General features: G+C 37.4%; 23 protein-coding genes. 8 read left to right on the forward strand and 15 right to left on the reverse strand.

The features are described 5' to 3' along the window. Window positions 1-16: 16 nt before the first annotated feature. The 4 genes from AAJG31_RS12450 to AAJG31_RS12465 all read right to left on the reverse strand — a co-directional run bounded on the left by AAJG31_RS12450 (window position 17) and on the right by AAJG31_RS12465 (window position 4,501). On the reverse strand, window positions 17-1,492 hold the full coding sequence (locus AAJG31_RS12450) for a hypothetical protein (protein ID WP_345803546.1): 1,476 nt from the start codon (window positions 1,490-1,492) through the stop codon (window positions 17-19). Between the two features lie 198 nt (window positions 1,493-1,690). Next, complete coding sequence (locus AAJG31_RS12455) at window positions 1,691-2,245, reverse strand: HPP family protein (RefSeq protein ID WP_279493639.1); 555 nt, start codon at window positions 2,243-2,245, stop codon at window positions 1,691-1,693. Window positions 2,246-2,443: 198 nt separating this feature from the next. Further along, the gene (locus AAJG31_RS12460; RefSeq protein WP_054548908.1) at window positions 2,444-3,802 is read right to left on the reverse strand and encodes an acetamidase/formamidase family protein; all 1,359 of its coding nucleotides are present in this window, start codon (window positions 3,800-3,802) and stop codon (window positions 2,444-2,446) included. Window positions 3,803-3,886: 84 nt separating this feature from the next. Then, window positions 3,887-4,501, reverse strand: a complete 615-nt coding sequence (locus AAJG31_RS12465; RefSeq protein WP_048390761.1) for a PH domain-containing protein — start codon at window positions 4,499-4,501, stop codon at window positions 3,887-3,889. A gap of 215 nt (window positions 4,502-4,716) precedes the next feature. Here AAJG31_RS12465 and AAJG31_RS12470 point away from each other — a divergent pair, with 215 nt between their 5' ends. Together AAJG31_RS12470 and AAJG31_RS12475 are read left to right on the forward strand one after the other, a co-directional pair. Next, window positions 4,717-5,439: a response regulator transcription factor gene (locus tag AAJG31_RS12470; protein ID WP_259951273.1), complete on the forward strand. Its 723-nt coding sequence runs from the start codon at window positions 4,717-4,719 to the stop codon at window positions 5,437-5,439. Then, window positions 5,436-6,821, forward strand: coding sequence for a HAMP domain-containing sensor histidine kinase (locus tag AAJG31_RS12475; RefSeq protein WP_279493635.1), 1,386 nt, complete (start codon window positions 5,436-5,438; stop codon window positions 6,819-6,821). The genes AAJG31_RS12470 and AAJG31_RS12475 overlap by 4 nt, the downstream gene beginning before the upstream one ends. 101 nt (window positions 6,822-6,922) lie before the next feature. Here the strand turns inward: AAJG31_RS12475 and AAJG31_RS12480 are convergent, their stop codons facing one another. The 7 genes from AAJG31_RS12480 to AAJG31_RS12510 all read right to left on the reverse strand — a co-directional run bounded on the left by AAJG31_RS12480 (window position 6,923) and on the right by AAJG31_RS12510 (window position 13,481). After that, window positions 6,923-7,282, reverse strand: coding sequence for a YxeA family protein (locus tag AAJG31_RS12480; RefSeq protein ID WP_279493633.1), 360 nt, complete (start codon window positions 7,280-7,282; stop codon window positions 6,923-6,925). Window position 7,283: 1 nt separating this feature from the next. Next, window positions 7,284-9,152, reverse strand: coding sequence for an ABC transporter permease (locus AAJG31_RS12485; protein ID WP_279493632.1), 1,869 nt, complete (start codon window positions 9,150-9,152; stop codon window positions 7,284-7,286). Beyond that, on the reverse strand, window positions 9,139-9,906 hold the full coding sequence (locus tag AAJG31_RS12490; RefSeq protein WP_054548905.1) for an ABC transporter ATP-binding protein: 768 nt from the start codon (window positions 9,904-9,906) through the stop codon (window positions 9,139-9,141). Before AAJG31_RS12490 ends, AAJG31_RS12485 begins: the two co-directional genes overlap by 14 nt. Window positions 9,907-10,057: 151 nt before the next feature. Then, a complete protein-coding gene (locus AAJG31_RS12495) occupies window positions 10,058-10,534 on the reverse strand; it encodes a glutathione peroxidase (RefSeq protein WP_048390772.1) in 477 nt (158 codons plus the stop codon). A 14-nt stretch (window positions 10,535-10,548) separates the two neighbouring features. Next, window positions 10,549-11,883: an FAD-dependent oxidoreductase gene (locus AAJG31_RS12500; protein WP_054548904.1), complete on the reverse strand. Its 1,335-nt coding sequence runs from the start codon at window positions 11,881-11,883 to the stop codon at window positions 10,549-10,551. Between the two features lie 13 nt (window positions 11,884-11,896). After that, window positions 11,897-13,042, reverse strand: a complete 1,146-nt coding sequence (locus AAJG31_RS12505; protein ID WP_279493628.1) for a VanZ family protein — start codon at window positions 13,040-13,042, stop codon at window positions 11,897-11,899. Window positions 13,043-13,193: 151 nt separating this feature from the next. After that, on the reverse strand, window positions 13,194-13,481 hold the full coding sequence (locus tag AAJG31_RS12510) for a DUF6509 family protein (RefSeq protein WP_036075918.1): 288 nt from the start codon (window positions 13,479-13,481) through the stop codon (window positions 13,194-13,196). Window positions 13,482-13,637: 156 nt separating this feature from the next. On the opposite strand from AAJG31_RS12510, the gene AAJG31_RS12515 reads away from it, so the two are divergent. Further along, complete coding sequence (locus AAJG31_RS12515) at window positions 13,638-14,813, forward strand: DHHA1 domain-containing protein (RefSeq protein ID WP_279493626.1); 1,176 nt, start codon at window positions 13,638-13,640, stop codon at window positions 14,811-14,813. A 222-nt stretch (window positions 14,814-15,035) separates the two neighbouring features. Here the strand turns inward: AAJG31_RS12515 and AAJG31_RS12520 are convergent, their stop codons facing one another. From AAJG31_RS12520 to AAJG31_RS12530, 3 genes are all read right to left on the reverse strand, one after another. Continuing rightward, complete coding sequence (locus AAJG31_RS12520; protein ID WP_066038259.1) at window positions 15,036-15,878, reverse strand: IS3 family transposase; 843 nt, start codon at window positions 15,876-15,878, stop codon at window positions 15,036-15,038. Continuing rightward, window positions 15,875-16,381, reverse strand: a complete 507-nt coding sequence (locus tag AAJG31_RS12525; RefSeq protein ID WP_066038258.1) for a helix-turn-helix domain-containing protein — start codon at window positions 16,379-16,381, stop codon at window positions 15,875-15,877. Before AAJG31_RS12525 ends, AAJG31_RS12520 begins: the two co-directional genes overlap by 4 nt. 395 nt (window positions 16,382-16,776) lie before the next feature. Further along, window positions 16,777-18,774: a methyl-accepting chemotaxis protein gene (locus AAJG31_RS12530; protein WP_345803547.1), complete on the reverse strand. Its 1,998-nt coding sequence runs from the start codon at window positions 18,772-18,774 to the stop codon at window positions 16,777-16,779. Window positions 18,775-19,103: 329 nt separating this feature from the next. Here AAJG31_RS12530 and AAJG31_RS12535 point away from each other — a divergent pair, with 329 nt between their 5' ends. The 4 genes from AAJG31_RS12535 to tatC are packed head-to-tail and all read left to right on the forward strand — an operon-like array spanning window position 19,104 to window position 22,668. Further along, entirely contained in the window at window positions 19,104-19,853 is a 750-nt protein-coding gene (locus AAJG31_RS12535) for a gluconate 2-dehydrogenase subunit 3 family protein (protein ID WP_066038276.1), read from the forward strand. Window positions 19,854-19,866: 13 nt separating this feature from the next. Further along, complete coding sequence (locus AAJG31_RS12540; protein WP_004233912.1) at window positions 19,867-21,579, forward strand: GMC family oxidoreductase; 1,713 nt, start codon at window positions 19,867-19,869, stop codon at window positions 21,577-21,579. Between the two features lie 28 nt (window positions 21,580-21,607). Further along, entirely contained in the window at window positions 21,608-21,811 is a 204-nt protein-coding gene (tatA, locus tag AAJG31_RS12545) for a twin-arginine translocase TatA/TatE family subunit (RefSeq protein WP_048390784.1), read from the forward strand. Window positions 21,812-21,822: 11 nt separating this feature from the next. Beyond that, a complete protein-coding gene (gene tatC, locus AAJG31_RS12550) occupies window positions 21,823-22,668 on the forward strand; it encodes a twin-arginine translocase subunit TatC (protein ID WP_048390786.1) in 846 nt (281 codons plus the stop codon). 14 nt (window positions 22,669-22,682) lie between these two features. On the opposite strand, the gene AAJG31_RS12555 is transcribed toward tatC, so the two are convergent. Then, the gene (locus AAJG31_RS12555; RefSeq protein WP_048390788.1) at window positions 22,683-23,498 is read right to left on the reverse strand and encodes a metallophosphoesterase; all 816 of its coding nucleotides are present in this window, start codon (window positions 23,496-23,498) and stop codon (window positions 22,683-22,685) included. A 517-nt stretch (window positions 23,499-24,015) separates the two neighbouring features. Between AAJG31_RS12555 and AAJG31_RS12560 the strand changes: the two genes are divergently transcribed. After that, window positions 24,016-24,723: a DNA-binding response regulator gene (locus AAJG31_RS12560; protein WP_279493619.1), complete on the forward strand. Its 708-nt coding sequence runs from the start codon at window positions 24,016-24,018 to the stop codon at window positions 24,721-24,723. The last annotated feature ends 32 nt before the right edge of the window (window positions 24,724-24,755 follow it).

A 24,755-nucleotide genomic window follows, 5' to 3' on the forward strand; every position in this document is an offset into this window, starting at 1 on the left:
GTATTAGACACCTTTTTTATACATACGCACTAATAAACATACGTAGGTTTTCAAAATGATCATCTATTAGTAGATATTTTTTGTAAATCTCCATTAACTTTTCAAAAAGCTCGTACTGCTCTGTTACAAACAAAACTCTTAAAATATTTAACATATGCAGGGAGGCACTTTGTGCTACAACATAGTATGGTGCATTTGGTTGACGATAATTGCGTCGCCACTCTTCCACAGACAAACCAATATGTTGTAGAGAGTTATTCACATGAAGTGCTATATCCTGTTGAACATATGCTTCAATTGCAATAAGCTGTTCACTACTAAAGTTTTTTTGTACTAATGAAGAATTAATTTTTTTATTCGATGCTAAAACATGCTCTTTTAATAAAAGTAAGCCATCCTCATAACGTGCCATTTTTACATAATGCTCTAGTAGAATGGCATATAAATTTTCTAAATAATTTAACTGATAATTTTTAATAATGGCAGGTGGTGTTGGTTTACGATTTGGTAATAGCTCTTTATACTCCAGTAATATTTCAATGGCATAATTATTTATTCGCTCATCCTCTAATAAATATTCACCATAATATATAACCTTTTCACTCTGCTGTTCTCTATTTGCTATATGAAATAAAATATAGGCAATTAACACTTTTTCCTTCTCTGATAGTGCATACATTGAGTAGCGCCATTCAGCTTCAAATGAGGTAATAAGCGCTTTGACACTTTTAAAATCACCTTCTGATAAGCGATAATCAGTAACAATTTGATAAAGACGTAATTGTTTCTTTGCCAAACAGCTAGCATTATGCTTATCCACATGAGTTATACACTTATCCAGTATCGTTTTATAGTTATTCACAAAGTTATCCACATGTTCACAATTTTCTCTCACAGAATGCTCGAAATGTCCCATTATTTCATACAGAAATGTGAATTGCTCTAAAGGTTTGTGGATAAGCAGTGAATAAACTTTTTTTGTGAAAAGCCAATGCCAAAAAGATGCATGCTCTTTATACATCATATGCACTAAATATTCATCTTGAAATTTATATAAAATAATTGATTGTAGCTCATTAACTGGCATAGCTATTTGCATTCGTTTCCCAAAGACTAACCAAATTAATCGTTCTAAGTCTATTGTATGTTGTGCAAAAAGCTGCTCAAAAAAAGTATCTTTACCTTTTTGTGTATAGAAAAAAGCACTGAGACGCTCATTCACAAATTTTGAATCTAAACCATATTTGTCAAAATATATTTGCATTTCTGTTGATACATGACCCCAATATTTACGTGCTGTGGAAAAGGCAATATTCTTAGCCGTTTCTTCGTTTACTAAAAATAGATTGGGTGAAAGTGAAGTACCAAGTATTTTTGGATCTTCTCGCAGATTTGACTCTGCCTCCAGCCAAGTTGCTAGTATATTTTCAGCACCCTTTTTACTTCTTTGTTTATAAGCCATGAATAATTGCTCATCACAGTCCAACAGCATAAAAATGGATCCTCCCATCAATTTCTACCAACAAAGATCTTCCCCTATCATTCAAATACATGATTTTTACACTCTTTCTTCAATATAACAAATCTTAACTAACATATGCTAAAAAAATATGGGTATGCATAGCAAAAACGTTAACAATATAAAAAACCACCTATATAAGTGAACACACTTTATAGATGGATATCATCTTTACCAAAACAACGGATATTTTCTTTTTTCTCGTAAATTATTGATCAACAAACCGAAAAATACAATTATGACTGCTCCAATTAATACAGGGGTTAGTAAATAACTCCAACCATAACCTCCTAAAATAATAATTATAGGATTGGCGCCCGCTGGAGGATGTATGACACCTAAAAAGGCCATAAAAAATATAGTTAATCCGACACCAAGACTAATAGACAATATATTGGGGCCTAGTAATGAATACATGGCCAACCCGATAAATGCCGAAATAAAATGACCTCCAATTATATTTCGGGGCTGGGACAAAGGTGCATTCCAGACGACAAATACAAGAACGCAGCTACCGCCTAATGAGGCCATTAACCAAGGTGAATTGGTAATGTTAGTTAACCATAGCAACACAAAAATGCATATTAATCCTCCCATCGCTCCAGTAAAGGCATCAGCGAAATTTGTTCGAGATGGGGCATGACCTCCTCCTCTCATTTTTAATATAAAAGGTTTTATACTATTCTTTTTCTCTATTTTGTTTTCCACACCTATAATTTCTGTCATTAGACACCAACTTTTCTCTTCTATACTCATCTGTTTTATATAAGGTCCTGTTATTCATTTTTAAACTTTAACTATTATATCAACACAACAATAGATTTCAATCCAAACTTCAAATTTCAGACAAACATTTACTTATCTGACTTGTAGCTCATACAAAAAAGCAAACTTTTAAAAGTTTGCTTTTTCAAGAAATCATTATTAGTCATATTGTTTTTTAATAGTTTTATATATTCTTACCTTTTTCAATACAGTTTTAGGTACTTGGAAAGTGGCTGTGACAACCCCTGGATGGCGTCCGATTTCAATGGAACCTGTGATAGTTGCTCTATTTAAAACCTCTGGTTCGCTCATCTCAAATAGCTTCGCAGCTCGACTAATCGCGTTATCAGTCGCCTCATTTAACGTTTTACCAGAACCAATCACCGACACTGGGAATGCATCCTCTACCTGTTTAACACCAAACTCCTCCGCTAGCTCACGTGCGCGACGTTTTTCTTCCTTGGTAAAGGGTTTTGCTGTATAAGGTAAGTCTTCTACATTTGGTAGTAAAATTGGGCCTTCCAAAGCTACTTTCTTCAATACCTTAACTTGAAGCTGCACAATACCCGCTACATCGGTTGTATGTCCTGCAATCTCGCCGTCCCCTTGCATAGCATGCATGTCTCCAATATATACACCACCGCCTGGTACCTTGACTGGACAAATAATAGTCGCACCTTCTCGTACTCGGCTGATATCCATATGTCCATCGGTACGATGTAAATCCAATTCTTCTTGAGTAAAAGCATATTCATGTGGTGCTCCAATTAAAAATGAACCAAAGTCACCTGCATTATGTGAATCAGGCATCGCTTTAGAAGGGGTTGTCCCAAGCTGACCTAAAAATGGTCGCATTCTCGCCAATACACCTACTAAGTCGCTTGGAGCCAATGCAACAACAGGATTTTGTACAGAATTTTCAGGTGTTCTCATGTAGTTTTTAGCATCAAGTGCAATTCGTCTAGCACCCTCTCGTCCAACAGTTACACCCATTTGCCCTTTATGATCGAGTGCCATCGTATAGCCGTTTGTCATTTTAAAGGGTGCCGTTTCTGTATCACATGTAGAACATCGAATTGCATGTGGGCCTATTCCTTTTACAACTGTGCTTGGATGAAGCTTGCCACAGCCTGGACATTTTACAGAAACAAACGGATCACCAATGAATCGATCTACAATTGCTTCATCATGGCCAGACGAAGTTGCAAGAGATGTGACCTGAATAGATTTAATTTTTATAACAATGGCGTCACCCACCTCTGCTCCTTCTACAAACACGGGCTTCGTTACTTCATGTCCTCCACGAATAGTAGGAGTAAGCATGGGTCCCCAACATCCAGGTGTTGTATTGGCAATAATCGTTCCACCATCCTTAAGCGGCCCTAACATCTTCTGTGATGGATCTAAAATACCATCAATAAACTCATTTACGAACAATGTTTCAGCGGCTTGAGGTTGCTGTATAAAATCATCACTTTCTACCTCTTCTTTTTCTAGCACATGCATGTCGTTTGTCATTTTCTAATCACGCTCCTAGAATAATTTTTATGTATATCGTTATATGTTAAAAATGCTCTCTACACTTGCAGAGAGCTATTTTTATCAATTGTTCATATATAAATCAAAAATATGTGAGAAGTCTTCTTTTTTATACTTATCTTTATGATCGATCATCCAAGTATTCGCAAAGCTTGTAATTTCTTTGAATGACGACGCAGGAGATATATTGTCATTGCCAATTCGACCAAGTGATGATGATGCTATGTTTAAACTTTTTTCCGCTACTTCTAGCTTATAAGCATTGTTCTTTTGTTCATAGCTAATGGCATGTAGTGCTTTATATAAATCTTTAATGTCATCAATAAAGCGTTTATGAATGTCGATGGATAGTGGGGAATTGCCGATTGTAAACTTAATTTCGACATCAAGGTCGATTGTTCCTGCTGTTTCGAGAAAAACTTCTGTCACAGTATACATTGAATAGTCATAGCGTCGCAGTAATCGTTTCTTGCTCATAGCACTTTCGCCATCTACATGAATAATCGCACGATTTGTAAAGCAATACTCATCTGCCTTCGTTTTAATTAAAAAGTAAATTTTTTCATCAATTTCATGTAAGATAAAATCATCTGCATCTGTCTTATCATAGTCCTCTCTTGGCACAACCACACCAATATCTGAAAGTCCAAGTGCATCTGCTGCTATTTTTTTAAACATCGTCATTCCTCCTAATTTGTAATACTCTTTTTACGCTTTAGAATCTGTAAAGGTTTCACCATGTATTGATTTATATAAAAAATGTTCTTCTTCTCTTGTAGAATAAAAGCATTTACTGGTTAAGCTATACAACCCAACATTTCCTCTTTTCTATACATTTCATTTATAATAATTGTCAGTAAAGATTCTTCCAAATCGAAAGGTCGTGTGAACAAGTGCAAGAACCAACCATTTTAGTAGTGGATGATGAGGCAGATTTAGCGAATCTACTAAAAGTAAGCTTACAAAAAGAGGGCTACAAACAAATTTATACAGCTGGTACCATTCACGATGCATGGACAAGCTTTCAACAAACAACACCCGATATTATACTTCTAGATGTCATGCTTCCCGATGGTGAGGGCTACGATTTATGTAGACGTATCCGTGAAGTATCCCATGTCCCTGTGCTCTTTATGTCTGCTAAAAATGAGGAAATTGATAAAATTTTAGGACTAGCCATTGGCGGAGACGATTATATTACAAAACCTTTTAGCCCGAAAGAAGTAGCCTATCGTGTGAAGGCGCAACTACGTAGAGCTGGCTATCAAACACAAGATACCGTAACGAATATTGTTGAAAAAGCACTACAAATTGGACCATTTCAGTTGAATGCCGATGAAACTGAAGTCCATAAAAATGGCGTATTATTGGAGTTAACAGCTAAGGAAATTGGATTAATGGCGTGCTTTATGCACAATCCCAATCGAATCTTAAGTAAAGAAACATTATTTGAACGTGTATGGGGAGAGGATTTCTTCGGTTCTGATAACACTGTTATGGTGCATATTCGCCGGTTGCGTGAAAAAATTGAGGAGGATGCCTCTAATCCTCTATATATCACAACTGTAAAAGGACTTGGCTATAAGTTTGTCATGCCAAAAGAGGCACAAGAATGAAGTGGAAATTAACCGCTCGCTTTCTCCTTTCCGTACTTTCTATCGTCATCATTGTTATTTTCGTCAATACAGCTATCTTCATGGGACTCCTTACTTATCGGCTAGCAACTGACTCTGAAGGCGTTTCTGCCACAGAAGAGGAAAACTTTGTGCGGGAATTTCAAAAATATATCGAGATAAAAAATGGAGCAACTTCCATACGTGCAGAAGGAATCGAACAATTGCATCAAAGAAATGCGTGGATACAATTGCTTGATGAAAATGGTCAAGTGATTGATGCTCATTTTGCACCAGATAAAGCACCATTGCACTATGCACCTATCGACTTAATTCAAGTATATAAATATAAAGAATTCGATTCAGATACTACTGTGTATATTGGCAGTAAGGATTCCATTAGTTATTTAATCGGTATTAAAGGTAGCGGTGTTACAAGGTTTGTTACGCATGTTTCTGGCACATCACTCTTACAGTTTATAGGGAAATTTGGCTTGTTCATCGTGATTGCGGACTTGTTAGTAGCTACATTAGTAGGGTGGCTTTTTGGTCGTACATTAACGAAACCTCTTTATGCGATGATAGATCGCATTCATCATTTAAAGAATCATGATCATACGTCTATTAAGTCTCCTGGTGGTGTCTACAAGCCGGTTTTTGAAAACTTAAATGAAGTATCACGAGAATTGGCAGCCCATGAACAGGAGCGAAAGAGACTAGAGATTATGCGTGAAGAATGGATTAGTAATGTCTCACACGATATGAAAACACCACTTGCCTCTATTCGAGGTTATGCAGAACTATTGAATGATGCACAAATAACAAATACTGAGCAAATGGAGTATGCACAAATTATAGAAAAGCAATCATTGCATATGCAAAATCTACTGGATGACTTAAATTTAACGATGCGTTTAAGACATCAACAGCTTCCACTTACACTAAATGAAGTGAACATGGTGCCTTTTATTCGAGAGATAGTGATTGAAACATTAAATACACCACAATATGAACAAGCTAATCTTATGTTTGAGGCGACAACCGAGAAAAGTCTGCATCAGATCGATGAACATTTTATGCGCAGAGCTATCATGAACTTTTTACACAATGCATTGCTTCATAATGCTCCCGATGTATCTGTCCATGTGTCTGTTGATGAGAATACTCTTACAATTTCTGATAATGGCAAGGGGATAGACCCAGAGGATCTAGAACATATTTTTGAACGCTATTACCGAGGCACAAATACGGACAATACTGCTGGGACTGGTTTAGGTACAGCTATTGCTAGAGATATCATTGAGGCCCATGGAGGAACAGTGACCATCACCTCGGAAAAAGGAAAAGGTACATGCGTTATTATTGATCTACAAAAGGAATACTAAATAAACTAAATTTAACCAGTTGAATTTAAACGCTAAATACTTTGCACTGAACTTTCGTGTGGAAAAGAAGGAGTCTCAAAATTTGAGACTCCCTCTTTGTGCTATTTCATTTGATCCTGTACTTTAGCAGGTAATTCATGGAATTTCACTTCATCAAATGAAGTAACTTCTGTTTCCTTTTTCACGTAAAGCTTTAAATAAGCATCCTGGCGTAAATTTTTATGAGCAGAAAACTTTAATGTTATCTCTTCCCCATTTTTATCGTAAGTAGGTAGCTCGTACCAATACATTTTAAAGATTTCACCACTATCTGCTTTATACTCCTCTACCTCACCATCAGCCGTGATATGAACATAGTAGGTATCTTTATTTAATCGGTTAAAATCTACAGTCATCAATACAATTAACCCTGCTACGAATAAGATAAACAATGCACCTATTCCGACAAATACTTTTTTCATATTAATTCCCCTGTCTCACTATTTTATAAAACGAACGAACGGTAAAGATATAATAAATAAAGTAAATAGCTGAATAAGCAATCATCCACAAGATGACTGGTTTTGTAATATTCATGTTAAATAGCTGTGAAAATGCTAGTAATGCAAACACACTATGTGCAATACCCACAATAAGTGGCGCACTAAAGATAACAGCGACCTGTCCTGCTACTGTTTTTAAGATTTGCTTACTATTTACACCAATTTTATTTAAAATAGCATATTTTGCCTGATCTTCTTCGGCTTCCGTTAAAATTTTGAAGTAGATAATACTGCCTGTTGCCGCTAGGAAGACCAATCCTAGGAAGCTTCCCACAAACAATAGGGCACCAACTGTTGCTAAACTATCCTCATAGCTTTGCGGTACACTAGAAAATGATTCTTGTTGTTCAGAAGACAACTGCTGGTAAATGTCTTTCGACACGTCCTGTTGTTTCAAATCATTGTCCAATCCAACAACCTGCATTATAATCTCATCGGCATCAGTAGCTTTAAACTCTTGATCATTCACAACGAGAACTGTTCCAGCTGCTATAAAGTTTAATACACTTTCCATGTACATCTTCTCTACATGGAAGGAGTCTCCGTTTTGTAACTTAAAGTCCTCTCCTGTAAAGTCATGTGAAAATCGTTCATCATAGGCTGCATCCAGTAAAACCGTAGAACCCTCTGCAATGTGTAGCTCTTTATCCTTGCCTTGTAATTTCGCTAAGCGATTATAGTCCGATTCCTTAAGTAATGTATATTCGAAAAATGAGAATTCATTATCCACACGTAAATTTTTCACAGCCAGTGCTTCATTATATAAGACATCCTGTTGTGAAAATTCTACTGTCTCGCCTTTCCACATAAATGTGTTTGGCAGCATCTGACGTACAGAGGCTTCTGCATTATAATACATACCGAAGACACCGCCACCTGCTGTAATCGTAGTGGCACTTAAAATTGCAATGATTGACAACGATTTGGCATTAGCTCGAATACGATACAATAATTGAGAAACACCGATTAAATTTAAACCCTTCCAGGACCATGATGTTGCTTTCTTTAATGCTGTTAATACAAAGACACTCACACTATGGAATAGAAGGTATGTCCCTGCAATTGTTACCCCTATAACCATTAATGGCGTACCTAATACCGTAAAGAATCTCCATATTTCACTCGTAAACATATCAGAGGCAGCTGTATAATAACCAAATGCAATAAGTACAGTGCCAAGTAAAGCAGCTACTAATGATGCACGTGGAATTTGCTCTCCCTGTTTGTCTGCATGGAATAAATCAATTAGTTTAAATTGATAAATCACACGGTAACCTTGTAAGGATGTGAATAAAAACAGTAGTGTAAAAATGCCCGTTGTATTAATTAGTGCCTCCATTGAAAATGTCAGACTACCAACCACTTCATAGCCCATTAAGCGTACTAGTATCATTAATAGCCCTTGGGACATAAAGAAACCTAGAAGGATACCAAACACAAGAGAGACAAGCCCTATGACTAAATTTTCAAAAAAGAGCATTAAGCCAATTTTTTGCTTACGTACACCTAGTAACGAGTAAAGGGCTACTTCCTTTTTCCGCTTCTTCATAAAAAACGAGTTGGAATAGGCCATAAAGATGACAATGAAGAACAGAAGTACAACTGACGAGGCACTCATTAATCCTTTAATTTGTTGTGACGATTGCTTTAAGGCTGAAAGATCATCATTATATTTGAGCGTCACAAACGTAAAGTAAATAACGATACTAAATACCATTGAGGCAATATATAAAAAGTAATTCGATAAATTGCGTTGAATATTTTTACGCGCTAAACTAAATAACGTCATTTACTCCACCCCCGATGCTAGATAGCACCTGCAAGATCTCTTGGAAAAATTGCTTCCTCGTTAGAGTCCCACGTTGAATTTCCTTAGATAGCTGTCCATCCTGAATAAATAGAATGCGCTGGCAGAAGCTAGCGGCAAAGGCATCATGTGTAACCATCATAATCGTTGCGGCTTGAGATTGGTTTAAATCACTTAGGCTTTCTAATAAATCGGTTGCAGATTTTGAATCTAGCGCACCTGTAGGCTCATCGGCAAAAATTAGTTTTGGTTCTGTCACTAATGCTCGCGACGAGGCTGTACGCTGCTTTTGCCCACCTGAAATTTGATAAGGATATTTGTTTAATAAATCACTAATTCCAAACAATGCAGCAATTCGATCAACTCTTGCATTAATAGCCTTTGTCGGCATTTTTGCAATCGCTAGTGGTAAAACAATATTTTCTCGCACTGTTAAAGAATCGAGCAAGTTATAATCCTGGAAAATAAACCCTAAATTATCTCGACGAAAATCCGCTAATTCAGCATCCTTCATACGTGCCAAATTAGTATCTTCAATAATAATTTCACCAGTTGTTGGCGTATCAATCGTTGCTAATACATTAAGAAGCGTAGATTTTCCAGCCCCAGAAGGACCCATTACCCCAACAAACTCTCCCTTTTCTACTTCAAATGATATATTCGATAGCGCTGTAAAAGTATTTGCGCCTTTGCCGTAATTTTTCCCAACGTTTTGTACCTTTAATAATGGCGTCATATACGCTCACCTCTTCTTTCTGACTTTAGTATACGACCTCAAACTTACAGCAAATTTGTCGCAAGCTTACAGCAACCTTAAATCATCTGCTTTTTGAAATTTGTAGACAAAAAAAGATTCATACACAAACTGTGCATGAATCTTTTCTAATCTATTGTGCTAATACTTTTTGAATATCTTCCTCAAAGCTACTTGGCTTATCTGCTGAGGCGTATCGTCCAACAACCTCTCCATTACGGTTTACAAGGAATTTTGTAAAGTTCCATTTAACACTATTGCCTAAAAATCCTTTGGAATGGGAAGTAAGATAATCGAAAATAGGATGTGCTTCTTTACCATTCACCTTCACGATCTCATGCATCGGGAACGTCACTCCATATGTTAGTCGACATTGGGAAGCCGCTTCTTCAGCTGACGCTAGCTCTTGTTTAAATTGATTTGATGGAAAACCAAGTACAACCAGACCTTGCTCCTGATATTTTTCATAGAGACCTTCTAATTCTTCAAATTGTGGTGTAAAGCCACATTTGGAAGCTGTATTAACAATTAGCATCGGCTTTCCTTTATAACGTTCAAGGCTATAGATAGTACCATCTTCTAAAGTTACATTAATATCATAAATGCTCATCTCTCTACCTCCTATTATAAACGTCCATTCATTCTTGCCACCTGCTGCAAAGGGTCCCAAACACCGTTGAATGGTGGTGCATAGGCCAAATCTAAATCTAGCAAATCAGGTAAGGTCATTTTACTATATAATGCTGTCGCAAACACATCGATACGCTTATCAACTCCCGCTGGTCCCACGATTTGTGCACCCAATAACAATTGATCACGCTTGCGAACGACCACTTTTATAAACATACGTTGTGCACCTGGATAATAGCCGGCTATATGGCGTGCAGATAATTTAAATGCCTCATAGTCAAAACCAAGCTCTTTAGCATCGCGCTCATTAATACCTGTTGTAGCAATAGTTAAATTGAAAAATTTTAAAATAGAAGTGCCCACAATTCCTCTAAACGGAGCAAATTTGCCTGACATGTTGAGACCTGCTAAACGACCTTGCTTATTAGCAGTCGTTCCTAAAGGTATATAATCTAAACGTTCTTTCACAATATTAAAGTGAGTTGCACAATCGCCAGCTGCATAAATATTTTCAAGGGAAGTCTCTAAATGGCGATTTACAATGATTGCTCCATTTTTTGCAAGTGCAATCCCAGTATTCTTTAAAAACTGTGTATTTGGTTTTATGCCTGAAGCGACAATGACTAAATCCGTCTCTAGAACGCCGTTATCTGTAATAACACGTTCCACTCGTTTATTTCCTTCAAAAGCTTCAACGCTCGTATTTAATAACAGCTCTACATCGTTCTTTTTCGCTTCCTCATGAACATGCTGAGCAAGTTCTTCATCTAAAATACGGGCCACATGACTTCCGCGCTGAATAAGCCTTACCTTTTTCCCACAGGCATGTATGGTTTCAGCCATTTCTAAACCAATATAGCCACCACCTATGATTGTTACCTGCTCAATCTCTGATGTTAAATCTGCCATCAAATCTTCCAGTTGAGGAATTGTTTTTACCGTATGGACACCATCTAGCTCATTCCCCCTTTTCACAGGCATGACTGGACTAGCCCCCGTTGCAATAAGAAGTTTATCGTAGGTAATCTCAAATTTATCACCACTTGCTTGTGTACCTGTAATAACCTTCTTCTCTATGTTTACATTCTCTACCTCATAGCCAACTCTTGCATCAATGCCATACTTATCTCGAAAAGTTTCGACATCTCTTGCAATTAAACGTTTGGTTGATGAAATACGACCATCTACAACATAAGGCAATCCACATTGCCCATATGAATAAATAAAACCACGTTCTAAAGTAGTTATTTCTGCTCCTGGAACATTCCGATAGATTTCCATTGCTGCAGACATACCTGCAGCATCTCCACCAATGATGACGTATTTCATTCTACAAGCCCCCTTATTTTTTCCTTGTTGCCATTAAATCTGCATATTGATCGATATACAAACGTCGTTTTCCACCACTTACGATGACCCGTACCACATGAATAGCTATTATCATTGTAAGTGCAAAACCTGCTATTGCGGCAAGTAGAGAAATGACAATTTGTAGAACATAAAATGGTGAATCCATATCTAATTGGATGTCACCTAATGTTGTAATGGCTTCTGATAAACACCAGGTAGCGATAATAGCAATACAACGACGCCATGATTGCTTTACAATACTTTTGCCATTCTTGTTGACCATTGTAAAACGCATCACCTTCATACCGAGTGTTGCACCATTCATCATACTTGGTAACACCCCAAAGAGTACCACGTACAGAGCCATTTTCACTAAGAATTCAAAAGTACCGCTATACCCTGTCAGAACACCAATAATCATCCAAACTGATTGGACGATAAATAAATCAATGGCCAATGCTAGTAAAATAGAAATCGGCTTAACAATATCATTTTTTTCCATTTCAGCAGCTTTAGCCTCAACCTCTTCATGAGAGGGGAATAATGCCCAAACAATTGGTGCTAAGAAGAAACCTAGGAGCGCACCTACACTGTTTAGTAATAAGTCATCGACATCAAAGATTCGGTATGCGCAATTAAAGATGCCATAAATGCCTGTTCTTTGTGTGACCTCATAAAACAATGTTAGCAAAAAGCTAATTAAAAATGCACGTTTCCAGTACCTTCTTTCTTTAAGAAAATATCGCAAGTAAACGCCGAATGGCATTAGTAGTAAGAAATTAAAGAAGGCTTGAAAAAATGCCTGCTGTTTTGTGATAGCAAGCCATGTAGATGGATTTGTGACAACAACGCCACTATCCTTTAAAACATCATCAACAAATTGAAAAAGTCGCAAATTAGTATGAACGGTGTCCGCGGATTGAAGTGAGCAAGTATCTCTTGTAGACGGAAATGGTAGTAATACTAAACAAAGCGCTGATAAAAAGTAAAAAATAAATGAGAACATGATAATGGTTTTGGACATCGATAAGTATCCATACTTACGATACGTATAAATCAGCCATGGTATAAATAGTACAAAGGATAAAATAATAGTTATGAAAAATGCTATAAAAATGGATTGCGTGTACGTTGACATAAAAACACCTCTCTCTTTAAATTGCCCTATTTTCTGAACACTAAAACTAAGTTTAGTCCTTCAATACTACATGTATATTTCATCAAGCTTACATAATCCTTAATTCAATAAAAAAACAGGTAAAGAATCTATACTCTCTACCTGTTACTTACTATGCTTTCGCTATTTCTTCTTTACAGAATGTCAAAATTTCTTCTAGTTCATCATCCTCTAATGCAAAGTCTAAATATTCACCTTCAGCCTTTTCCATGATGAAGTAATTTAATATAAATGGTTCTTCGTCTTTTTCACCAATTAGGACACGAATTTCAATGCCAGCTTCGTGGTAAAGCTCATCCTCTTCATCAATTTCTACATCCAGAATAAATTCATAACGCTTACCTTCAATAATATTTGTTGGGTCTAAAATCTCTTCCATTGAGAATTGTGTAATTTCCATTATATTTGCTCCTTTTTCTTTAGCTGTTCTTTTCTATATTAAATCAATTTCAGCATGGGTCAACTAGAAAACTCGTATACACCTGTCAGTAATTATGCCACAATGAAATGGAATTAATTTAGAACTAAATTTCCCTACATACGAGGAGGCTTTTTCATGAAAGAGCTATTATATTATCAAGACGTTATGTTACAAGAGTTTGATGCAACTATTATTAGTAAAGGAACTGACGAATCCGACCGTCATTATGTTGTACTATCGAACACCGCTTTCTATCCAACTGGTGGTGGTCAACCTCACGATACAGGTACATTGAATGCGTTGGAGGTCATAGATGTTGAAAAAGTGGATGATGAAATTCGTCACTATATTGAAGGTGATCTATCGACTTTAGATGGTGTGGTACATGGCAAGTTAAATTGGCCAAGACGATTCGATCATATGCAGCAGCATGCTGGGCAACATATTTTAACAGCTGCTTTTGTAGAGCTTTTTAATGCGCAGACTGTAAGCTTTCATCTAGGCAGTGAGCAAGTAACAATTGATCTTGCTATAGAAACGATTTCTGAGCAACAGCTTGCAGCGGCAGAAGCAAGAGCCAATGACATTATTCTAGAGAACCGCCCCATTCAAACTAGCTGGGTTACAGAGCAAGAGCTGGGCAACTATAATCTTCGTAAAGAAGTTGCAGTGACGGGAGACATTCGACTTGTGATTATCCCTAATTTTGATTACAACGGTTGTGGTGGCACTCACCCTACATCCACAGGGCAAGTTAGTACCATCAAAATATTAGGGACCGAAAAAATGAAGGGCAATGTGCGCGTTTCTTTTGTGTGTGGTCAACGCGTTTTGACTGAGCTTGGCATGCGGAAAAAAGTATTAGCGGACGTTGCTCGTCAATTAAGTGTCCCTGAGATTGATGCTGCCACAGCACTTACAAAAGTTTTATCTACTCAAAAAACTACAGAAAAAGCACTCGCTGCTGCGAAAGAGGAATTACTCACGTATGAAGCAAAGGCACTTGTTAATAGCGAAGGTGTCGTAACGGCTGCTTTTAATCAGCGAACAATGCAAGAGCTACAAAAAATAGCCCGTATGATTGTTTCGGAACAGAAAGATGTAATAGCTCTACTTGTGTCTGAAAATGAAGGCAAACTACAATTCGTTGCAGCAAGAGGTAATAATGTTTCAAAAAGCATGAAGGATGTTGCCCAAAAGGCACTGCCGCTTATTAATGGTAAGGGTGGCGGAAGTGACCAAATGGTACAAGGCGGTGGCGATTGCACCGTTTCGAAAGAAGAATTACTAGCAGCGATGCAAGACGCTTAGTTGCATATATAGAGGAGCTGTTATTAAAAGACGGCTCCTACTATGTTGTTGAGAAAAGAAAATGTTGCTAGCAGAAAAAGACTTCTTGACTAGGCGAGGGGTTGATTTCCGTTTCGCCAGCGTCCTTTCCAGGGGGCGTCCGACGAGTCGCTTCACTCACTTACGTTCGCTCCAGGGTCTCATCTATGACGCTATGATCTGACCCCAAAAATATAAACTTTTTTACGAAGCTTTTCGATACTCAACGGGACTTTTTCCGTTGAGTTTTCTTTTAATCCGCTCATGATTGTAATAGTAAATATAATCTGCTAATGCTTTTGTAAATTCTACATAGTTTTTAAACGTAGTTGTGTACAGAAATTCTGATTTCAGAATACCAAAAAAGCTTTCTATTACGGCATTATCTAAACAATTTCCTTTCCGTGACATACTTTGCTTGATTTCATGCGTTGTCAATAACGCTTTAAAACGGGGTATTTGATATAACCATCCTTGATCAGAATGAATGATTAAGCCACTCTTTTTCGATAACTTTGTATACGTAAACGCCTTTTTAAAAGACTGTTGAACTAACTCAAAATTAGGTGATTTTGATACCTCATATCCAACGATTTCTCGATTGAATAAATCTAATACAGCCGATACATAGATTTTTTGACCGTTTATTTTAAACTCTGTGACATCGGTTACCCATTTCTGATTGGATGCAGTGGCTTCAAAATCACGTTGGATGACATTCTCTGCGACATAGCCGACTGTCCCTTTATACGAACGGTATTTTTTAGGGCGTACCGTCCCTTTTAAGCCCAATTCTTGCATCAATCGTTGTACCGTTTTATGGTTGATGAAAAAACCTTCATTTCGGAGGGCAAGACAAATACGACGATAGCCATAACGCCCCTTATGGTGATGAAAAAGTGTCTGGATTCGTTCTTTGATCGCCTGATATTTATCTGGTTTTACCCATTTTTGAAGATGATAATAATACGTACTTTTCTTGATTTTTGCCACTTTTAATAGAGCTTGAAGTGGAAATTCCAGCCTTAGCTCATACACAGCTCTCATTTTTTCTTCGGTTTGAATGCTTCCTTTTCTTGAACTAAGGCTTTCAACTTTTTTAAATAGGCATTTTCCATCCGTAAATACTCAATTTCCGCTTTTAACTCTTCCGTTGTTTTTTCATTTAAATCAGACGAAGGTGGTTGTTTTTTTGGCATTGATTGGTGCTCCTTTTCTATTTGATAGAGCACCTTTCCAGCCTTGGACATCCACTGTTTTTTCCATCTCCGAATGGTTTCACGAGAAGGAATATTAAACTTCGCAGCAGTCTGAAGGAGCGAATCGCCCGTCTCTATCAGGTGTTGAATTACTTTTATTTTAAAAGAATCTTCGTAATTCGTGAACCCTTGAGGACGAATAATTCCTTCAATGCCATGGTATCGATATAATTCAATCCATAATCGAACGTACTGTCGATCCCTCTGTAATCTATTGGCAATCTGATACGTACTTTCCTTTTCTTCAATGTAAGCTAGAACTGCGGCTAACTTTTGTTCATCAGAAATCACTAACTGCACCCCCTATATTAGATTTTTTAAGTCCAATATTTTGGGTGCAGTTCACTAAATCCCCTAGGAGTGACACTGGCTCCACTCCAATCAACCATTCTGTAAAAGTGGCTTTTCCTTATCTTTCATACAGTCGTTGTGAACAAAATAGCAAATGTATAATTCGAGAAAGGATAGACTCTTATTTTCAATGGGAGAAATGATGATTGACCACACCTCTCCATAAAATGAGTAGTGAACACCTTCAATTAAGCCTTTGCAAAAAAAGTAACATTTTTATGAGGTGGAGTGTATGGAGCGGTAATCCATCTTCACCTTTCACAAAAATTGTATGAATGGTTTTGTTTTTCAACACTCTGAGAGGAGCTGTCATTAATAGACAGCTCCTCTCTAATTTAATATTTAAATTTTTGAATGGCTTCATATAAACGTTTTGCCATTTCTGATAGTTTTTCAGTTTGATTGTTCATTACTGCTACCGTCTTCAACTGTTCCGCTGTTGCATCTGTTACCTCATGCACATAATCACTGGCCGCATGTGCAGTAGCCGCCATTTCTTCCATAGACGCGGAAACTTCCTCCGTGTTGGCAGACATTTGTTCAGCTGAAGCATTCATTTCTTCAATTTGACCTGCTATTTCTCCTACTGCTTGAACCATTTCCTCGAAGCGTTCTCCTACTGCCTCAATGGAAGCTAAACCACGCTCAACATTATCTTCACCAGACTCCGCTGCTTTTACTACTTCTAATGTATAAGATTGAACTCTTTCGATGAGCACATTAATTTTAGTAGCTGATTCTGCTGTTTGCTCCGATAGCTTGCGAACTTCTTCTGCTACAACGGCAAAGCCTTTACCAGCATCTCCAGCCCGTGCTGCTTCAATAGAGGCATTCAATGCCAATAAATTTGTTTGATCGGAAATATCGGTAATCATTTTTGAAATTAAGCTAATTTCTTCTGACTCTTTTTCTAGTTTGTGAATAATTGATAGTTCATCTGTTGTGCCTTGCTGAATCTCATTCATACATAGAACGGATTGTTGAACTGCATGATTGCTTTCACTAATTTTCTGGGAAATAAAATCTGTATTACAAGCAATTGAGGAGGCAACTTCAGCTACATTTTGTATCCCTATTGCCATTTGTTCCATTGCTGAGGCACTTTCCTCTGCCATCACAGTTTGGCTTTGTGCCCCTCGATCTACTTCACTTATTGCACCAGCAATTTGCTTTGAACGCTTTGTTACTCCATTTACATCTCCCATTAAATCACACGCAGCTTCATTCACTGCCGTTGCTTCTTGACTCACTTTGGCTATCATTTCCCGCATATTATCAGTCATGCGATCTAATGCACGTGCCATCGTTCCCATTTCATCAATACGTTTCAAATATTTTTCTGGAATCTCCTGTGTAAAGTCTCCATTCGATAAGCCCTCACTAATGCGAAGTACATGTCGAAGTGGTCTACTAACAGAGCGAGAAATGGCAAATGAGATGCATAGCCCAAGTATCGAAACAATGATCGTAGTGACAATGAAGTTGGTCTTAAGCTTAGTAAGCCCTGAAAGCATCTCATCTTCTAGTGCGATAACCCCCATTTTCCAACCATTATCGAGGGTATGATAGCCCATTAGACTAGTTCCTGTATCTTCCGTTTTAAAAGTAAAATAACCGTTATCATTAGTAATCATTTCTTTAGCAGCCATTGCTCTTCCTGTCTTGATACCTGTTTCGTCTGCTTCCTTAATTGGATTGTATTGCTCCTTCACATACGAATGATTATTATGTCCAATAATTGTTCCGTTAGCATCTAACATAAATGCATAGCCACTGTCTCCAACCTTAATGCCTTCTACAATTTTAGATAGGTAATAGCCGTCAATACGTGCTAATAATAAAGCTTTTTCACCTGTCACTGTGTCAATTGGAGAAACGATTAAAATGACTGGTTCACCTGTTACACGACTAATCGTAATGTCAGACATGACAGACTTACCAGTAAAACCTTCTTTTACGTAATCACGATCCCCTAGATCAGCTGTTGTATCATCCAGATAATGGGCAACTCCATTAGCATTGATAATGCCAAAACCTAAGTAATTTTCATTACTGGCAAGACGTTTCGATAGATACTGCTTCTGCTTTTCAAAGTCCATGCTCCGAACTGCCTCTTGCTCTGCAATGGCTTCCACCTCCACTAGTGTTAATTGGAAGTGTTCTTCTATGTATTGGGACACATCCTCTGCTCTAGATACCAAATTAGATTCCACTTGCTCATTCACAGCTTTTGTACTATTTATCCAAGTAGATAGCCCAAGCGTGCCACATGTTACAAATATAAGAGCTATAATTGCAACAATTAATTTACCACCAATACCTTTTAACCACATTTCTCTTTTTCTCACTTCTTCCATTTTTAGCTATACAATCCGCATATTTTTGCATAACTTCAGAGTAAAGTCACTAAAAGTAGAAGTCAACAAAAGTTTTCCAATATGATTAATAAATGTATAATAATACCATTCGCACTACCTTTATAGTGCTAACAATTTTCTACAAAATTTTCAATTCATAGATCCCTCTTGTCATTAAAAAGGAGAGTACACCATGCTAATAGAGGTAATTAAAACATTTTCCAACAAAAATTGATTATAATTCACATTTTTTGCTGATTATTAAAGATAGGATCCGTTTAACACATTTTGAGGGGAGGATTTCCATGAGTTCAGACAAAAATAATGTTTCTCGTCGAGACTTTTTAAAAACTACAGGTATTGCTGCTGGTACATTAGTCGGTGGTGGTTTAATTGGAGGATTAGTTGGTTACAACATCCATGGTAAAGGTACTTCTACCCTAGAGCATGGTGGTCATGAAACAACGAATGAGGCCACAGGCTCACCAAAAGCTAAGATGTTCTTCAGAAATGAAAAAGATTTTAGTATCTTATCAAAGGCCACGGAACGTATCTTCCCAGAGGACGATTTGGGACCAGGAGCTATTGGTTTAGACGTTCCCTATTTTATCGATCATCAACTTGCAGGAAATTATGGAAGTAACTCTAAAGAATATATGCAAGGTCCATTTGATGTTGGTGCCCCAACTCAAGGCTATCAGAGCCGTTTAACGCGAGCGGAAATTTTTAGACAGGGTATTCAAAAAATGGAGGATGAAGCACAAAAGCGTTATAAGAAAAGCTTTAACGATTTAGATGGCAAACAAATGGATGAACTATTAACTGCCTTCCAAAAAGGTGACATAGAAATGGTTGGGGTTACTTCCGCGTTCTTCTTTACATTATTACGAGCAGCTACATTAGAGGGAGCTTATTCTGACCCTATGTATGGAGGAAATCGCAATATGGATGGCTGGCGTATGAAGGGCTTCCCTGGTCACCAGATGGCTTATATTACACAAATAGAAGATGCCAAGTTCCAAAAAATTGAGCCTAATCCATTAGGCAACCACTAAGGGGGGATACAAAATGGCTAAAACATTACCGAGTGTAGACGTTGTAACAGTTGGTGTAGGTTGGACTGGCGGTATTGTCGCTGCTGAATGTGCTAAAGCTGGCTTAAAGGTAGTCGGTTTAGAGCGAGGTCAAAAGCGTGGGACCGAGGATTATTTAAATGTTCATGACGAATACCGTTATGCCATCCGATATGATTTAATGCAAAATCTTTCTAAAGAGACCGTAAGCTTTCGGAATGATCGAAATATGAAGGCATTACCAATGCGTCAGCTTGGCTCCTTCTTACTTGGAGAGGGTCTGGGTGGATCAGGAACACATTGGAATGGAATGACTTATCGATTTTTACCCTATGATTTTCAAATCAAGACATTAACAGATAAACGTTATGGACCAAATAAGCTTGGACCAGATTATCTGATTCAGGATTGGGGATTAACATATGATCAGCTTGAGCCCTATTTCGATAAGTTCGAGAAAACAGCTGGTATTTCGGGTGATGATAAAAATAAATTTAGTGGAAAGCGTTCGAATCCCTATCCAACACCGCCTATGAAAAAAACGCCTATGCTTGCACAATTCGAAAAAGCTGCAACAAACCTGAAGCTAACACCTTATATGGTTCCATCAGCTAATGTATCAGAGGTTTATAAAAATCCAGATGGCGAAACAATCAACGCTTGCCAATATTGTGGTTTTTGTGAACGCTTTGGATGCGAATATGGTGCAAAGTCGTCCGCAGAAATTACTGTTGTCCCTACAGCCCTGAAGACAGGGAATTTTGATTTACGCTTTAATTCCAATGTTGTTGAAATTTTAAAGCAGGGTAACAAGGCTACAGGTGTAAGATATATCGATACTGTTTCGGGAGAAGAATTCATTCAGCCAGCTAATGCTGTTGTATTAACTAGTTATGTCTTTAATAATGCCAAGCTATTAATGGTCTCTGACATTGGTGAAAGATATGACCCTACTACTGGCAAAGGAACACTTGGCAGAAACTATTGCTATCAAATTTTGCCTGGTGCTGCTGGGTTCTTCGAGGAACAATACAATACATTTATGGGTGCAGGTTCGTTAGGCATGTGTATAGACGATTACAATGGGGATAATTTTGACCATAGTGATTTAGATTTTATTCACGGAGGTAATATTGCACTTACACAGACAGGTACGCGACCAATCGGCTCAAATCCAACTCCGCCTGATACGCCTACTTGGGGACCAGAATTTAAAAAGCAATCTATTTATTACTATACACGTTCATTTGGGATTGGTGCGCAAGGAGCATCTATGCCACATAAGGAAAACTATATATCACTGGACCCTACCTATAAGGATGCTTACGGGCTGCCATTAACTCAGTTAACATACAATTTTACTGATCAGGATCGAGCTCTTCATAAATATATCTCTGCACGTGCAGCTGACATTATGAAGGAAATGGGTGCAAAAACTATTGTCCCTAACGCGGAAATTACCGATTACAATATCGTACCTTACCAAACAACGCATAATACAGGTGGTACGGTGATGAGCTTAACACCAGAACAAGGGGTTGTGAATAATTACTTACAGCACTGGGATGTTGATAACCTTTTCGCAGTAAGTGCAGGCAACTTTGCACACAATAGTGGTTATAATCCAACAGGCACATTAGGGGCACTTGCCTACCGTTGTGCTGAGGGAGTCATCAAATACAGTCAATCAGGTGGTTCATTAGTATAAAAAAATCATTCTAAAGGAGGCAAGACTTATGGGAGGTCTAGGAGCAATTGGAGTACCTGGATTAATCATTATTTTAGTGATTGTATTAATTGTATTTGGCCCAAAAAAATTACCAGAAATCGGTGGAGCAGTTGGCAAAACGTTTGCAGAATTTAAAAAGTCTACTAAGGGACTTATGGATGATGAAGATGATACCGTAAAAAAGGTCGAAAAAAAATCTGATGCTTCGTAGGAGGGTTTCCTATGGATCCATATGAAGACGGAAAAAGAAAATATTTAAGCCCTCTAGATAAACCACAAGCCGAGCCTCCAAAGCCAGTGGAGGCTTTAGTTGAAATACCTACGGTAGCAATTGAAGAGGATCATGTGTCAGATGAACCCCTGATACCTGTTACCTCATTATTGGAGCATCTTAGTGATTTACGTAAGCAAATTATCAAAGGGTTAACGGTTTTTATTTTATTTTTCATTGTTGTCTTTTCTACTATTAATATTTGGTTTCCATTCATAACGCGAGGTCACTCACTCGTTATTTTAGGACCACTAGAAGTAGTTAAATTTTACATGACGATTTCAACAACTTTAGCTTTTGGTCTTGCAATGCCTTTCCTCGTCCACTTTCTTTGGAGCTTTATTAAACCAGGCTTAAAAGAAGAGGAAAGTCGATTTTTAGGCCTCTATGCACCAATCATGTTAGTTCTATTTTTAGTAGGAGTAGCTTTTGGCTATTTCGTCGTTAACCCACTTAGCTATACATTCTTAGTAAGCATTGGGGCTACCAATTTCGATGTCATGGTATCAGCAAATGAATATATGCACTTTTTAATCATGACGACTGTACCGCTTGGTCTATTATTTGAGTTACCGATTGTTGCCCTATTCTTATCAGCCATTGGTGTACTGACTGCTGAATCCATGAAAAAAATACGAGGCTGGTCTTATATCGCAATGGGCGTAGGCTCCGCTGTTATCACGCCACCAGACTTTATAAGTCAGTTACTCGTATTAATACCGATGATTATTTTATATGAAATAAGTATTTACCTCGTTAAACGTATAGAACGCAAACAAATTGAAAGCACTGCGTAAATTTTACGCAGTGCTTATTTTTTCTTTAGATCCATCACAATAATTTCTGGTAGATTAAAAATACGATATGGTACTGTGCTATTACCCAACCCTCTACTAACTACCATTTTCGTCGCGTCTGCTTCGTAGACACCAGCTGTATATTTTGGGAACAGCCCCTGTCCTGGTGCCACAAGTCCTCCAAGCCCAGGAATACGAACTTGCCCACCATGCGCATGTCCCGAAAATACTAAATTTATGTGATAATTTACATACGTATTAAATAATTCTGGTCTATGTGCTAGTAACAACTTAAACATATCGTCTGGCAAATAGGCCGTTGCAATGTCCAGCATATCTTCTGTTGTTCTACCCATTAACGGATCCTCAATACCAACAATCGCCAAGCGCTCCCCGTCGCGCTCTAACACGGTCGATTCGTTGGCCATAATATGTACCCCTAACGATGACAGCGCCTCATAAATTTCATTCACCTTATTCGTCGCTACCTCATGGTTTCCTAGTACATAATAAACATCCGCTATTTTAACTAGTCCTTCCACTGCTTGTAGGCTTTGTTTTAAATTATAGCGATTACTATCGATCACGTCACCTGTGATAAAAATATAATCAGGCTTTGTATCCTTTACCTTAGCAATCAATTTTTGTTGCTTGTCACCAAAGACAGCGTCATGTAAATCCGAAACTTGTACAATGCGTAGCCCATCAAAGCTGTCAGGCACACTATCTGATTCAAACACATGTTTACTTACGACTAGCCAGTGATTGTTTACGTACAAAAAAATGACTATAAAAACAACAAAGAAGATACCATATAATAATTTTTTCAATCGCAATCGCTCACTTTGTGGCTACTTTTTTCAGAAATAATTCTGACTTTCTCATTATAAGCAAAAAACAGAGTGATTGTAAGTATATGCACTTTAAATACACAAAATGCACAAAATACACTTAGCTTAAAATTTTTATCATTAGATTATGATACACGCTTTAATCTATTTTTTGTTAACTATTGGCATGCTATACTATGGGTAGAAAGGCATATTTTATTATCACCTCATAATACATCACGATTTGGGAAATGCATCTCATTTACTAAAGTGCGAGAATACTAATAAACTTAAATCAGTTAAAGGAGAAAAGAATTGCTTTATTGTAGGTAATAATCGAGTTAGATTGGACGATAAATGTGTTTTACATACTAATAAATTACATAATTTACAGAATCGAATAATTTCAGAATCCAGCTTCCATTGCTACAGGCAAGTATAAAATTGATGACGAAAAATTTATTTAGTACAGTTGGGCTACATAATATTCTAAATTTAGATGATAAGAGGTGAAAAAATGTTGAAAGCCATCATAGTAGATGATGAAATTTTAGCAATCAATTTATTAGAAGCCACGTTACATGATAATAGCGATGTTACTATTATCGGAAAATTCGTAAATCCACTAGAAGCTATTGCAAACATCCCTACACTCAAACCTGATATTCTTTTTTTAGATATAGATATGGCCGAAATGAATGGTATTGAACTTGCTAGTAAGATTGCAGACCTTCCTTTTTTAATGGACATTGTATTTGTCACTGCATATGAACGTTTTGCAATAGAAGCTTTTAATGTACAGGCTGTTGACTATATTTTAAAGCCTATTGAGAAAGAGCGTTTAATGAAGACAATCAAGAGAATATCCATGCGTAGAAAGCAATTTCAAGTTAAAGCTGCTGTACACCACATAGAGGAAGAAGCTCATATAATAGAGGATTTTCACTTTCATGTTCATTCTGGAAGAGTATATATCGGTAACACAGCATTAGCCCTATCTACAAAGGAATTTCAAATTTTTTTCTTTCTAGCACAACGATCAGGACAAATTTTTCCCCCATCAGAGCTGTATAAGCTTATTTGGGCAGAGGAAAGTATCGGGCATACACAGGCATTGAAGGTTCATATTAGTAATTTACGAAAAAAGCTAGAATCCGTTACTGGCCATAGAGCAAAGATTATAACAGTGAGGGGTTCGGGATATAAATTCCATTTCGAGCCATGAAAAAGAAGGGCACTGCGATTACATTACGAATC

The sequence above is a fragment of the Lysinibacillus sp. BS3 genome (assembly GCF_039614735.1).
Taxonomy (GTDB): domain Bacteria; phylum Bacillota; class Bacilli; order Bacillales_A; family Planococcaceae; genus Lysinibacillus; species Lysinibacillus capsici.